Origin of the sequence: Pseudomonas sp. URIL14HWK12:I6 (assembly GCF_000514195.1) — a bacterium.
GTDB lineage: Bacteria > Pseudomonadota > Gammaproteobacteria > Pseudomonadales > Pseudomonadaceae > Aquipseudomonas > Aquipseudomonas putida_A.
On record NZ_KI911359.1, the window covers coordinates 87,217 to 100,929 of the forward strand.

Sequence of the window (13,713 nt, forward strand, 5' to 3'; positions counted from 1 at the left end):
TTCACCGGATGATCAGAACAGCTTCATCTTCGGTGCTTCTTCTTTCAGCGGTTCGTTCTGCGCGGTCTGCGCATTCCAGCCACCACCCAGGGCCTTGTACAGGTTGACCGCACTGGTCAGCTGCGCGAGGCGGTCGGTGATCAGTGCCTGTTGCGCACTGAACAACTGACGCTGGGCGTCGAGGAAGGTCAGGTTGCTGTCGACACCGATGCGGTAACGACGCTCGGCCAGGCGGTAGTAATCCTGGTTGGCCGCGACGAAGTCACGCTGCGCCTGCAACTGCTCGGTGTAGGTCTGGCGGGCAGCCAGGCCGTCGGCGACTTCCTGGAAGGCGGTTTGAATCGACTTCTCGTAGTTCGCCACGCCAATGTCCTTCTGGATCTTGGCATAGTCGAGGCTGGCACGCAGGCTGCCGGCGTTGAAGATCGGCAGGTTGATCTGCGGCTGGAACAGCCAGGTACCCGAGCCGCCCTTGAACAGACCGGACAGGTCCGGACTCAGGCTGCCCGCGTTGGCGGTCAGGCTGATGCTCGGGAAGAACGCTGCACGGGCGGCGCCGATGTTGGCGTTGGCCGCTTTCAGGTTGTACTCGGCTTGCAGGATGTCCGGACGACGCTGCAGCAGGTCCGAAGGCAGACCGGCCGGTACATCGCTGAGCAGGTCATCCGACAGCGGTTTGGCCGCTTGCAGATTGGCCGGGATGCCGGTGCCGAGCAGCAGGGTCAGGCTGTTTTCATCCTGAGCCACCTGACGGGTGTACTTGGCCAATTGCGCCCGGGCGTTTTCCACCGAGGTGCGCGACTGCGCCAGGTCCAGCGCCGAGGCCACACCGACTTCGTTGCTGCGGCTGGTCAGCTTGTAGCTTTCTTCAAAGGCACCGAGGGTGTCTTGCGTCAGCTTGAGCAGCTCCTTGTCGGCCTGCCAGGTCATGTAAGCGTTGGCGACACTGGCCACCAGACTGATCTGCGTGCTGCGGCGCGCTTCTTCGGTGGCGAAGTATTGTTGCAGCGCTTGTTCGCTCAGGCTGCGCACCCGACCGAACAGGTCGAGTTCGTAGGCGCTGATGCCGACGGTCGCGGTGTAGGAACTGCTGATGTTCGCTTCACCGGTCTGCGAAGCGCGGGCCGGAACCCGCTGACGGCTGCCGCTGGCATTGGCCGATACCGCCGGGAACAGGTCAGCACGCTGGATGCGGTATTGAGCCGCATAGGCGTCGATGTTCAGCGCCGCGACACGCAGGTCGCGGTTGTTTTCCAGCGACACCTGGATCAGCTGTTGCAGGGCCGGGTCATGGAAAAACTGCTTCCAGCCCTGCTCGGCAGCGGCTTGCGCCGGAGCCTGGGCCGGCGAGTACGCCGGGCCCTGCGGGTACTGGCCCGCGACCGGTGCTTCAGGCTGCTGATAATCGGGGATCAGCGAGCAACCGCTCAGCACGAAGGCGGCGACTGCGATGGAGAGTAGCGACTTGCTCATTGGCCAGCCTCTTTAGGAGTTTCAGTCGTCTCGTCCGGGTCGGCGATTTTACGCTGGCCGATGGACGAAACCGTGACGAAGAACAGTGGGACCCAGAAGATCGCCAGGATCGTGGCCGTGAGCATACCGCCAATCACGCCAGTACCGATCGCGTGCTGGCTACCCGAGCCGGCACCGGTGGAGATCGCCAACGGTACTACACCGAGGACGAACGCCAGCGAGGTCATGATGATCGGTCGCAGACGCATGCGGCACGCTTCGATCGCCGCATCGCGCAGACTGCGCCCTTGTTCATGCAGCTCTTTGGCGAACTCGACGATCAGAATGGCGTTTTTAGCCGCAAGACCGATGGTCGTCAACAGGCCCACCTGGAAGTACACGTCGTTGGACAGCCCGCGCAGGCTGGTGGCCATCAGCGCACCGATGATCCCCAGCGGTACCACGAGCATGACCGCGATCGGAATCGACCAGCTTTCATACAGCGCCGCCAGACACAGGAACACCATCAGCAGCGACAGGGCGTACAGCGCTGGCGCTTGCGAGCCCGACAGACGTTCCTCGTAGGACAGACCGGTCCAGGAGATACCGACACCGGCCGGCAGTTTCTTGGCAATCGCTTCGACTTCGGCCATCGCTTCACCGGTGGAGTAACCCGGCGCCGGAGAACCGAGCACTTCCATCGCTTCGACGCCGTTGTAACGGGCCAGTTTCGGCGAACCGTAGATCCACTCGCCCTTGGCGAACGCGGAGAACGGCACCATGGTCCCGGCGCTGTTGCGCACGTACCACTTCTTCAGGTCTTCAGGGCTCATGCGCGCACCGGCCTGACCTTGCACATACACCTTCTTCACCCGACCACGGTCGATGAAGTCGTTGACGTAGCTACTACCGAAGGAGATCGACAGGGTGCTGTTGATGTCGGAGAGGCTCAGACCCAGGGCCTGGGCTTTCTCATCGTCGATTTCCAGATGGTATTGCGGCTCGTCGTTCAGACCGTTCGGACGTACCTGGTAGAGCACCTTGCTCTGCGCGGCCATGCCGAGGAACTGGTTGCGGGCTTCCATCAGTTTTTCGTGACCGATACCGGCGCGGTCCTGCAGGAACACGTCGAAACCGGTGGCGTTACCCAATTCCAGTACCGCAGGCGGGGCGAACGCAAACACCATCGCATCGCGGAAACTGAAGAAGTGTTGCTGCGCACGCTGTGCCAGGGCAAACACGCTGTTGCCCGAATCTCGCTCGTGCCACGGCTTGAGCATGATGAACGCCAGACCCGAACTCTGACCACGACCGGCGAAGTTGAAGCCGTTCACGGTAAACACCGAGGACACCGCACCCGCCTCTTTATCCAGCAGGTAGGTACGCATCTCGTCGATCACGACTTGAGTACGTTCCGCACTGGAACCGGCCGGGGTTTGCACCTGGGCGAACAGTACGCCCTGGTCTTCTTCCGGCAGGAACGCGGTTGGAATGCGGGTGAACAGCCAGATCATGCCGACGACGATCAGCAGGTACGCCAGCAGATACGGGGCTTTGCGCGACAACATGTTGCCGACACCGCGCTCGTAACTCCTGACACCGCGATCGAAATTGCGGTTGAACCAGCCGAAGAAACCTTTTTTCGGCGTGCCGTGGTCACCCTTGGCAATCGGCTTGAGCATGGTTGCGCAGAGCGCCGGGGTGAAGATCAGTGCAACCATTACCGACAGGGCCATGGCCGAGACGATGGTGATCGAGAACTGCTTGTAGATCACACCGGTGGAACCGCTGAAGAACGCCATCGGCAGCAGTACCGCCGACAGCACCAGGGCGATACCGACCAGGGCACCCTGGATCTGACCCATCGACTTCTTGGTCGCTTCCTTCGGTGACAGGCCTTCTTCGGCCATCACCCGCTCGACGTTTTCCACCACGACGATGGCGTCGTCCACCAGCAAGCCGATGGCCAGCACCATACCGAACATGGTCAGGGTGTTGATGCTGAAACCGGCGGCGGCGAGGATGCCGAACGTACCGAGCAATACCACCGGCACGGTCATCGTGGTGATGACGGTGGCGCGGAAGTTCTGCAGGAACAGGAACATCACCAGGAACACCAGCACGATCGCTTCGACCAGGGTTTCAACCACACCCTTGATCGACTCGGTCACGACCGGAGTGGTGTCATACGGGAACACCACTTCCATGCCTTGCGGGAAGAACGGCTTGAGGTCGTCAATCGTCTTGCGCAGCGCTTTGGCCGTGTCGAGGGCGTTGGCACCGTTGGCCAGTTTTACCGCCAGACCGGACGCCGGGCTACCGTTGAACTGGGCGGAAATACTCGAGTTTTCACCGCCCAGACCGACGTCGGCCACGTCGCCGACACGGACCTGGGAGCCGTCCTGATTGACCTTAAGCAGGATCGCCTTGAACTGCTCGGCAGTCTGCAGACGGGTCTTGCCGATGATCGTGGCGTTCAGTTGCTGGCCAGGCAGCGCCGGCAAGCCGCCGAGCTGACCGGAAGACACCTGGACGTTCTGCGCCGAAATCGCGGCGCTGACATCCGACGGCGTCAGGTTGTACTTGTTCAGCTTGGCCGGATCTAGCCAGATGCGCATCGCGTACTGGGCACCGAAGACCTGGAAGTCACCGACACCGGCGGTCCGCGAGATCGGGTCCTGCATGTTCGACACGATGTAGTTGGACAGGTCGTCCTTGGTCATGCTGCCGTCACGCGACACCACGCCGATCACCAGCAGGAAGTTCTTCACTGCCTTGGTCACGCGGATACCCTGTTGCTGCACTTCCTGTGGCAGCAGCGGGGTGGCCAGGTTCAGCTTGTTCTGGACCTGAACCTGCGCGGTGTCGGAGTTGGTGCCTTGCTCGAAGGTCGCGGTGATGGTCATGCTGCCGTCGGAGTTACTTTCCGAGGACACATAACGCAGGTTGTCGATACCGTTGAGCTGCTGCTCGATCACCTGGACCACAGTGTCCTGCACGGTTTGCGCCGAAGCGCCCGGGTAGGTCACGGAGATCGCGATGGCCGGCGGTGCAATGCTCGGGTACTGGTTGATTGGCAATTTCAGGATCGATAGTGCCCCGACCAACATGATCACCAGGGCAATTACCCAGGCGAAAATCGGACGGTCGATAAAAAATTTCGACATGAGTTACTCCCCTTTGCCGCCAGCGGCTTTGTCAGCTGCTTGAGCGGGGGCCGGGTTCTTGGCTACGTTGGTCGCTTCGGTCGGGTTGACCTGAGCACCTGGGCGAACGTATTGCAGGCCTTCGGTGATCAGACGATCGCCGGCTTTCAGGCCATCTTCGATCAGCCACTGGCTGCCAACGGTACGGCTGGCCTTGAGCTGACGCAGTTCAACCTTGTTGTCCGGGCCGACGACCAGTGCGGTCGGAGTGCCCTTGAGATCACGGGTCACGCCTTGTTGCGGAGCCAGAATGGCCGCGGCGTTGACCCCGGCCTGCAACTGGGCGCGGACGAACATGCCTGGCAACAGGGTGTGATCCGGGTTCGGGAACACGGCGCGCAGGGTCACGGAACCGGTAGTCGGATCAACCGATACTTCGGAGAATTCCAGCTTACCGTCGAGCTTGTATTGGCTGCCGTCCTCAAGGGTCAACTTGACCGCTGCCGAGTTGTCGCCGGCCTTCTGCAGGCGACCGCTTTCCAGCTCGCGGCGCAGTTCCAGCAGCTCAACCGAGGACTGGGTAACGTCGACGTAGATCGGGTCCAGTTGCTGGATCGTCGCCATCGCGTCGGCCTGACCATTGCTGACCAGTGCGCCTTCGGTCACCGAAGAACGGCCGATACGGCCGGAGATCGGCGCGTAGACCTTGGTGTATTTCACGTTGATCTGCGCACTCTGCAACGACGCTTCCGATTCCATGCGATTGGCGACGGCGGTGTCGTATTCCTGGCGGCTCACGGCCTGCTCGTCGACCAGTTGCTTGTAGCGGTCGGAGATCGACTTGGTCGAACGCAGGTTGGCTTCGGCGCTTTTCAGGGTCGCTTCATAGACTGCCGGATCGATCTGATACAGCTGCTGGCCGGCTTTGACGTCGCCGCCTTCCTTGAACAGACGTTTGAGAATGATGCCGTTGACCTGTGGTCGAACTTCAGCGATGCGGTACGCACTGGTGCGCCCCGGCAGTTCCGACGTGAGGGTGAACGCTTGTGGTTGCAGGGTGACGACGCCGACCTGAGGAGGCGGAGCGGCTGGGGCCGCTTCTTCCTTTTTACATCCGCTGAGCAGCGATGCCAGGGCGACGGCAGTGACCAGAGCGGTAACAGCTGGCTTGAATTGCATGAAGATCCTCGGGTCAGGCGCGCGCATTGCGCACAAGAAGTGTGAAAGGGTAAAAAAATCGGGTCGAGTGGATAAGTAGCTTGCTAAGGAATATACTTACGTTCATGGCTGTTTGTAAATAGCTTGGCGTCGTACCCACCCTGTTACAAAATGCGTCGCAAGGTTTGAAATTGTAGGCCGGGGAGCCGATTCGTGAGAGATCAGCCCCCTCTTTATTCAGCGGATATTCAGCCATCCCTGAAACATCCTGTTTGAGGTTTTACTGCCATGGTCCGTCGTACCAAAGAGGAAGCTCAGGAAACGCGCAGCCAGATTCTCGAAGCGGCCGAGAAAGCGTTTTATGAAAGGGGTGTGGCCCGCACGACCCTGGCGGATATCGCGACGATGGCCGGCGTGACGCGCGGTGCCATCTATTGGCATTTCAGCAACAAGGCCGATCTGGTGCAGGCGATGCTCGACAGCCTGCATGAACCGCTGGATGAATTGGCCAAGGCCAGCGAGAGCGAGGACGAACTCGACCCGTTGGGGTGCATGCGCAAGCTGTTGATCCATCTGTTTCATCAGGTAGCCCTGGATCCGAAGACCCGTCGCATCAACGAGATTCTGTTTCATAAGTGCGAATTCACCGATGAAATGTGCGATCTGCGCCAGCAGCGCCGCACGGCCAGTCTCGATTGCAACCTGCGCATCGGTCTGACCCTGCGTAATGCGGTCAATCGCGGCCAGTTGCCGGAAGATCTCGACACTGCCCGGGCGGCCATCAGCATTCATGCGTATATCGATGGCCTCCTGTATGGATGGCTGTTGGCGCCGGACAGCTTTCAATTGCATGCCGAAGCCGAGCGCTGGGTCGATACAGGACTGGATATGCTGCGCCTGAGCCCCAGCCTGCGCAAATGAAACAAAATGCGTAATTGAATCTATCCGTGTCAAGACTTGAAGCGGGGGAAATGTCCCTGCTTCAAGTCTTTTTGTAATGGGTGCTTTTATATACGTACGTTGGCCAGGTTGATAGGTAGCGAGCTACGTATTTTGTAGGGGTTTTGTGTCGACTGTGTGAATGAATGTTAACGACTCGGGCTAAAAGGGCGCCGAGCAGCCGATACGCACCAACCGATCCGTTTCGTTTCTGAGTTCCCTTTGCCCGATCCTCACCACCAGGCTGCGTTACTTCCGATGGTCTTGAGCCACGGCCTTGAGTTTGCTCGCGCCTTTATAATGTCAGCATTGTCCGTACCGTTACTGCATGAGCAGTAAACTCTCTATCAGGCCGATGGCGTCATGAATGCGATCATCTTATAGCTGTAAGGGTAAACCGGGTTTTCATTTTCCAATGCCGCGCCGCAGGTGATAGGTTCGGCGCCAATAGAGAAAGCATTGGTATCCCAGAAGAGTTCGACCTTTGGAGGCCGGTGCCCCGCCATTTGTCGGTAGCAATAACTGAGCGTAGTGTCGAATTGTACTTTCTGTTTGTAGTTGGTGTAGCAGACGTAAGTGCTGAATACCTCCTTTTTGATATCGTAATCAATAACGATGTCCTGCTTCAGATGAGGATCTCCTTCAAACATCATGAAGACGGTCTGGTAGGGGAGGATCTTGTCGATACGCGTCAGGGGTGGGTGCTTTGGAGAGGAATCCTCAAGCCAGAAAGTAGAGTCCGTGGCATTGGTGATTTGCAGAAGGAATGTAAGTTTGTTTGGATCTATATCATTCATTTTTATATAACCTTGCTTGATTAAGTTGGTGGGTTGTAATTGATGAGTTGCTGGGCGGAGCTTAGGTTTATATTGTTCTGATGGCGAATCTTTAAATGTATGAAAATAAAAAAGCCCCGCCTCTTTCGAGGCGGGGCTTACTTGTTAGTTGTTGTTGTTTACAGCGTTGGATAATCGATATAACCGACCGGGCCTTTCGCGTAGAACAACTCAGGACGTGCGTCATTCAGCGGTGCGTCGGCCTTCAGGCGTGCCGGCAGATCCGGGTTGGCAATGAACGGTACGCCGAACGCTACCGCGTCAGCCTTGCCTTCAGCCAGCCACGCATTGGCGCTGTCCTTGGTGAAGCGTTCGTTGGCGATGTACGCGCCGCCGAAAGCTTCTTTCAGCTGTGGGCCGAGGCTGTCGGCGCCTTCTTTCTCGCGGGAGCAGATGAAGGCGATGCCGCGCTTGCCCAGCTCGCGAGCCACATAAGTGAAAGTCTCGGCCAGATTGTCGTCGCCCATGTCATGGGAATCGGCGCGGGGTGCCAAGTGCACGCCGACACGGCCGGCGCCCCAGACGTCGATCGCTGCGTCAGTCACTTCCAGCAGGAGACGCGCACGGTTTTCCAGGGAGCCACCGTAGTTGTCGGTGCGCTGGTTGGTGCTGCTTTGCAGGAACTGGTCGAGCAGGTAGCCGTTGGCGCCGTGGATTTCCACGCCGTCGAAACCGGCGGCTTTGGCGTTTTCGGCACCGGTGCGGTAGGCCTCGACGATCTCGGCGATTTCAGCGGTTTCCAGAGCTCGCGGGGTCGGATAGTCGGCCAATGGACGCACCAGGCTGACGTGACCTTTAGGCTGGATGGCGCTCGGCGCGACCGGGGTTTCGCCGTTGAGGTACGACGGATGCGAGATGCGGCCGACGTGCCACAGTTGCAGGATGATCTTGCCGCCAGCAGCGTGCACGGCTTTGGTCACGTTGGTCCAGCCGCGCACCTGGTCGTTGGACCAGATGCCCGGGGTGTCCGGGTAGCCGACGCCCATCGGCGTCACCGAAGTGGCTTCGGACAGGATCAGGCCAGCCGACGCGCGCTGTACGTAGTATTCAGCCATCAGCGCGTTCGGCACGCGGCCTTCGTCGGCGCGGCAGCGGGTCAGTGGAGCCATGATGATGCGGTTGGACAGCTCGAGGTCGCCCAGTTTGATCGGATCGAAAATAGTTGCCATGTGTACAACCCTCGTCAGTGAAGTGGTTAATCAGTGGGTAGCGGGGGCCAGACCGGCGTCGCCGTTCTGACGGAAAGTGATCAGGGTCACCAGCAGCGCGAGCACGGCCAACGCGGCGGCGGCCAGGGGCACGCTGGTCAGGCCGAAACCGTGGGCGATGACGCTGCCGCCGACCCAGGCGCCCAGGGCGTTGCCGATGTTGAATGCGCCGATGTTCAGGGTCGACACCAGGTTCGGTGCGGCCTTGCCGAAGGTCACCACGTTGACTTGCAGCGCCGGGACGGCGGCAAACGAAGCGGTGGCCCAGAGGAACAGGGTGATCTCCGTCGGGATCAGCGCAACGCTGGTCCAGCTCAGCACGGTGGAAACCACCGCCATCGCCACGAACACGCCGATCAGGGTGGCGCCGAGACGCTTGTCCGCCAGTTTGCCGCCGATGATGTTGCCCACCGTCAGACCGAGGCCGATCAGCAGCAGGGTCCAGGTCACGCCTTTTGGCGAGACACCGGTGACATCACCGAGCAGCGGCGCGACGTAGGTGAAGAGGGTGAACATCGACGCGGCGAACAGCGCGGTCATGCTCAGCGAGAGCCAGATGCCGGCGCCTTTGAGGGCGGCGAGTTCGGCGCGCATGTCGAGTTTTTCCTCGTCACGCTTGGCCGGCAGGAAGCGGATCAGACCGATCAGCGCCACTACACCAATCACGGTCACCGCCCAGAAGGTCGAGCGCCAGCCGGCTTCCTGGCCCAGCGCCGTGCCCAGCGGTACACCGAGCACGTTGGCCAGGGTCAGCCCGGTGAACATCAGCGCCACGGCCGACGCCCGTTTGTTCGGCGCCACCAGCCCGGCGGCTACTACAGAACCGATACCGAAGAACGCACCGTGGCACAGCGCGGTGACGACACGGGCAAACATCAGCACGTTGTAGTCACTGGCGATGGCGCACAGCAGGTTACCGACGATGAAAATGCCCATCAGCGCTACCAGTGCGGCCTTGCGCGGCAGTCTGGCAGTGGCCAGTGCCATGAACGGCGCACCGATGGCCACGCCCAGGGCGTAACCGGTCACCAGCCAGCCGGCGCCGGGAATCGACACACCGAGGTCGGCCGCCACATCGGGCAGCAGGCCCATGATGACGAACTCGGTGGTGCCGATGGCGAAGGCGCTCAAGGCCAGGATGAGTAGCGAGAGGGGCATTTGAATCAATTCCTTGTGGGAGCGCTGAGCTCTTTGACGATGGCGTCGAGGAACGCCTGGATCACGTCCTCGTTGCGTTTGAAGAAGTGCCACTGGCCGGCTTTCTGGCTGCTGATCAGACCTGCGCGTTGCAGGGTCGCCAGGTGGGCGGAGACGGTCGACTGCGACAGGCCGCAGCGTTGATCGATCTGCCCGGCGCAGATGCCGTACTCGTGGTTGTGAATCTGCTCAGGAAACTGGGCTTTGGGGTCTTTCAGCCAGATGAGAATGTCTCGCCGTACTGGGTGTGCCAGGGCTTTTATTATTTCGTCGAGGTCGAGGTTCATGGCTTTATGCTCGTGATGTGTAGCGCTATATCGCGATGAGGCGAACTTTAAATCGGTATTTCGCGATATACCAATATGAATTTGATCTGACGACCGCATAAATCGGTATATCGGGTTATAACGATACGTGTGCTGTAACGATGAAAGCGCGCAGTGCTAAGCTGCGCCCATGAACTATCTCGCACATTTACACCTCGGAGGCCAGCACCCCGAGCAATTACTCGGCAGTCTGTATGGCGATTTCGTCAAAGGACGCCTGCAGGGGCAGTTTGCGCCGCAGATTGAAGCGGCGATTCAGTTGCATCGGCGGATTGATGTATTCACCGATCGCCATCCGTTGGTGGACATCGCCCTCGGGCGTTTCACCGAGACCCGGCGGCGATATGCCGGGATTGTCCTCGATGTGTTTTTCGACCATTGCCTGGCGCGCGACTGGACGCTGTACGCCGATCAGCCGCTGGAACATTTCACCCGCGCTGTTTACCGGGTGCTGTCGAATGAACGGCAATTGCCAGAACGCCTGGCGAAGATCGCGCCGCACATGGTTGCCAATGACTGGCTGGGTTCGTATCAGGAATTTGAAGTGCTGGAGCAGGTGCTGCGCGGGATCTCCCGCCGCCTGACCCGGCCTGAGGAGCTGGCGGGGGCGATGCAGGAGTTGCGGCGTTTGTATGAGCCGCTGAGTGAAGACTTCCGCTTGTTCTATCCGCAACTTCAGGACTTCGCCCAAAAAAAGCTGAGCCACTGAAGATCTAAATGTGGGAGCGAGCCTGCTCGCGAAAGCGCAGTGTCATTCAACATTCATGTTGTTGATCCACCGCTTTCGCGAGCAGGCTCGCTCCCACAGGGGGGGGATCTGTGTTTCAGGCAGCGATCAGTTCGCCGGCGCGACGCGGTTCGGCCGCTTTGGCGATATCACCAAACAACGCCTTCTGCACCGCCTGCTGCGCTTCGAACGCCAGCGCCGCACGTTCGCGGCCCTGACAGGCGATCGGCTTGAGCAGATGCACTTCGACATCGCCGCAGTCGTGGCTGAACAGACGCATCAGATGCGACAGCAGATCATCGTCACCAATGAACGGCGCCAGCGCGTCGATTTCGCCATTGCGCAGATAACGGATCGCCACCGGTTGCAGCATCACCTCCGAATCGATGGCCGCCGACAGCAAGCGACCATGAAAGGTGCGCAGCGAACGCCCATCGGTGGTGGTGCCTTCCGGGAACATCAGCAGCGGATGTTGCGTTTGCAGGTGACGGGTCATCTGTTTGCGGATCAACTGGCTGTCACCCGAACCGCGACGGATAAACAGACTGCCGGCCTTCGCCGCCAGCCAGCCGGCCACCGGCCAGGTGCGTACTTCGGCCTTGGACAGAAACGACAGCGGCGTGAGCATGCCCAGCAGCGGAATGTCAGTCCATGACACATGATTGCTGACCCACAGCATCGGCTGCTTCGGCAGGTCGCCGTGCACGGTCACGCGAAAGGGCAGGGCATTGCTCAAACGCGCCATGAAAAACCGCGACCAGCGCTGCCGACGTTGCATCGAGTGCGCCAGGCCCAGACGTTCGAACACGCCGAAGACGCTGGCCATGGTCAGGCCCAGCGCCACCACCAGCAGCACCCGCGCGATTCGCGCGTACACGCGCAACCGGCTCATCACACGGCCGCCTTGAAGTGCTTGGCGTAGCGCGGGCAGAGTTCGTCGCGCTTGAGCAGGATGAACACGTCGGCGACCTGGAAGTCTTCGTCCCAGCACGGCTCGCCGCAGATCTTCGCGCCCAGGCGCATGTAGGCCTTGAGCAGCGGTGGCATTTCGGCGATCACGTTCGATGGGATATCCAGCGACGGCAGCGGCTTCTTCGGTTCGGCGCGCAAGTGTTCGGTGCACAGATAACGTTCGCGCAGACGCTGCATGATCGCGTGGGCCTGCACGCCGCCGTCCTGCATCGGGATGCTCGCGCAACCCATCAGATAGCTGTAGCCGCCCTGATTCAACACTTCGGCCAGTTCACCCCAGAGCACGGCGATGGTGCCGCCGTTGCGGTAGGCCGGGTCGACGCAGGTGCGGCCGATTTCGAGGATCGGGCCTTGCAGATGGGCGAGGCCGTGCAGGCTGAATTCTTCTTCGCTGTAGAACTTGCCCAGGCTGCTGGCAGCGGTGTGATCGAGCAAACGGGTGGTGGCGACCAGACGTCCGGTGTTCAGGTCACGCACGCCGATGTGGCTGCAGTGAACATCATAGTCATCCATGTCCAGACCCAGTTCCGCGCCTTTCAGCTTGGCGTTGAACTCGCCGCTGAATACGCTGAAGCGCAAGGCCTGGGCTTGCTGCAAGGCCTCGGCGCCGATCAGGCGTTCGGCTTGCAGGCGGCGTTCATTGCCGGTGTCGCTGATGCGGGCGATCTGAGTCATTTGAATCTCCGTACGGGCCTTGAACCCGTCGTGGGTTGCAGCCGATCGACTTTCTTTATGCAGCCATGTTGTGCAAAGTCAGGCTATGTAGCCCCGGTGTCATCACCGTGAACGTTTGGTGATGCTTGTATGACAGCCCTCAAGGAGCCTCTTATGCCCTGGCCCAGCCTGCTCGAAAGCCATGAACGCCTGCCCGCCGTGACTGATCTGGCGGAAGGTTTCGCTACCTTGCTGCATCAATTGGGCAACGTGACGCCGTTCGAACTGGCGGTGGCCGGAGGGCGGCGGATGGCGACGCCGGGGCTGGCGTTTCTGGTGGGGTATCAGGCGGCGTTGCGCATGCTCTGGCCGAGCGCGCCGCCAAGTCTTGGCGCGTTGTGTGCGACCGAACAGCGCAGCCTGCGCCCGGCGGACATGCAGACGCGCCTGACGGATTTGCGCCTCAATGGGCGAAAGGATTTCGTCACCGCCGGGGACGCGGCGGACTGGCTGCTCGTCGCCGCGCGCAGTGAAGAACCCGGCGAAACCCCGCGCCTGAGTCTGGCGGTGGTTTACCCCGGCGAGCCCGGCGTGCGTGTGGAAAAACTCCCGGCGCTGCCGCTGATGCCGGACATCAGTCACGGTCGGCTGCATCTGGACGGCGCGTTGTGCGAATTGCTCGCGGGCGATGGCTGGGACGCTTATGTGAAGCCGTTTCGTAGCCTGGAAGATGTCTATGTGCTGAGCGCGATGACCGCGTGGCTGTATGGCGTCGGTCAGGACAGTGGCTGGTCGCAGCCGCTGCTGTTGCGCTTGCTGGCGCTGTTGGCCGGGTGCGCGGAAGCGAGTCGCCAGCCACCGAATAACCCGGCCGGGCATGTGCTGTTGGGCGGTTTGTTTGCGCAGTTTGATGCGCTGAAGGGCGAGATCGATCAGGCGTTGGCCGAGGGTAGTCCTGAGTGGGCGCAGATGTGGCAGCGTGATCAGGGGGTGATGCAGTTGGCGGCGGGGGCGCGGGCCAAGCGCTTGGCCAAGGCTTTGGCGGTGGGCTGACTGGCCTCTTCGCGAGCAAGCCCGCTCCCACCCTTGGAATGCGTT

The 13,713-nt window shown here is 60.6% G+C and carries 12 protein-coding genes; 3 read left to right on the top strand and 9 right to left on the bottom strand.

Going from position 1 to position 13,713, the window contains the following annotated elements:
* Window positions 1-12: 12 nt before the first annotated feature.
* Genes emhC through emhA form a run of 3 tightly spaced genes read right to left on the bottom strand, consistent with a single transcriptional unit; the run spans window position 13 to window position 5,777 of the window.
* On the bottom strand, window positions 13-1,473 hold the full coding sequence (emhC, locus tag H043_RS0127000) for an efflux RND transporter outer membrane subunit EmhC (protein ID WP_027614404.1): 1,461 nt from the start codon (window positions 1,471-1,473) through the stop codon (window positions 13-15).
* Window positions 1,470-4,619: an efflux RND transporter permease subunit EmhB gene (gene emhB / locus H043_RS0127005; RefSeq protein ID WP_027614405.1), complete on the bottom strand. Its 3,150-nt coding sequence runs from the start codon at window positions 4,617-4,619 to the stop codon at window positions 1,470-1,472. The genes emhC and emhB overlap by 4 nt, the downstream gene beginning before the upstream one ends.
* A 3-nt stretch (window positions 4,620-4,622) precedes the next feature.
* The gene (gene emhA, locus H043_RS0127010) at window positions 4,623-5,777 is read right to left on the bottom strand and encodes an efflux RND transporter periplasmic adaptor subunit EmhA (RefSeq protein ID WP_027614406.1); all 1,155 of its coding nucleotides are present in this window, start codon (window positions 5,775-5,777) and stop codon (window positions 4,623-4,625) included.
* A gap of 267 nt (window positions 5,778-6,044) precedes the next feature.
* On the opposite strand from emhA, the gene emhR reads away from it, so the two are divergent.
* A complete protein-coding gene (gene emhR, locus H043_RS0127015) occupies window positions 6,045-6,677 on the top strand; it encodes an efflux system transcriptional repressor EmhR (RefSeq protein WP_027614407.1) in 633 nt (210 codons plus the stop codon).
* A 365-nt stretch (window positions 6,678-7,042) separates the two neighbouring features.
* Here the strand turns inward: emhR and H043_RS0127020 are convergent, their stop codons facing one another.
* From H043_RS0127020 to H043_RS0127035, 4 genes are all read right to left on the bottom strand, one after another.
* Window positions 7,043-7,492, bottom strand: a complete 450-nt coding sequence (locus tag H043_RS0127020) for a hypothetical protein (protein WP_027614408.1) — start codon at window positions 7,490-7,492, stop codon at window positions 7,043-7,045.
* Window positions 7,493-7,650: 158 nt separating this feature from the next.
* Entirely contained in the window at window positions 7,651-8,700 is a 1,050-nt protein-coding gene (locus H043_RS0127025) for an alkene reductase (RefSeq protein WP_027614409.1), read from the bottom strand.
* 30 nt (window positions 8,701-8,730) lie between these two features.
* On the bottom strand, window positions 8,731-9,897 hold the full coding sequence (locus H043_RS0127030; RefSeq protein ID WP_003222434.1) for an MFS transporter: 1,167 nt from the start codon (window positions 9,895-9,897) through the stop codon (window positions 8,731-8,733).
* Window positions 9,898-9,902: 5 nt separating this feature from the next.
* Entirely contained in the window at window positions 9,903-10,223 is a 321-nt protein-coding gene (locus H043_RS0127035) for a helix-turn-helix transcriptional regulator (RefSeq protein WP_003222436.1), read from the bottom strand.
* A 169-nt stretch (window positions 10,224-10,392) separates the two neighbouring features.
* On the opposite strand from H043_RS0127035, the gene H043_RS0127040 reads away from it, so the two are divergent.
* Entirely contained in the window at window positions 10,393-10,971 is a 579-nt protein-coding gene (locus H043_RS0127040; protein WP_027614410.1) for an ACP phosphodiesterase, read from the top strand.
* Between the two features lie 115 nt (window positions 10,972-11,086).
* Here the strand turns inward: H043_RS0127040 and H043_RS0127045 are convergent, their stop codons facing one another.
* A complete protein-coding gene (locus H043_RS0127045; protein ID WP_027614411.1) occupies window positions 11,087-11,881 on the bottom strand; it encodes a 1-acyl-sn-glycerol-3-phosphate acyltransferase in 795 nt (264 codons plus the stop codon).
* On the bottom strand, window positions 11,881-12,636 hold the full coding sequence (gene olsB / locus H043_RS0127050) for an L-ornithine N(alpha)-acyltransferase (protein ID WP_027614412.1): 756 nt from the start codon (window positions 12,634-12,636) through the stop codon (window positions 11,881-11,883). The genes H043_RS0127045 and olsB overlap by 1 nt, the downstream gene beginning before the upstream one ends.
* Window positions 12,637-12,789: 153 nt before the next feature.
* Between olsB and H043_RS0127055 the strand changes: the two genes are divergently transcribed.
* Entirely contained in the window at window positions 12,790-13,668 is an 879-nt protein-coding gene (locus H043_RS0127055; protein WP_027614413.1) for an acyl-CoA dehydrogenase family protein, read from the top strand.
* The last annotated feature ends 45 nt before the right edge of the window (window positions 13,669-13,713 follow it).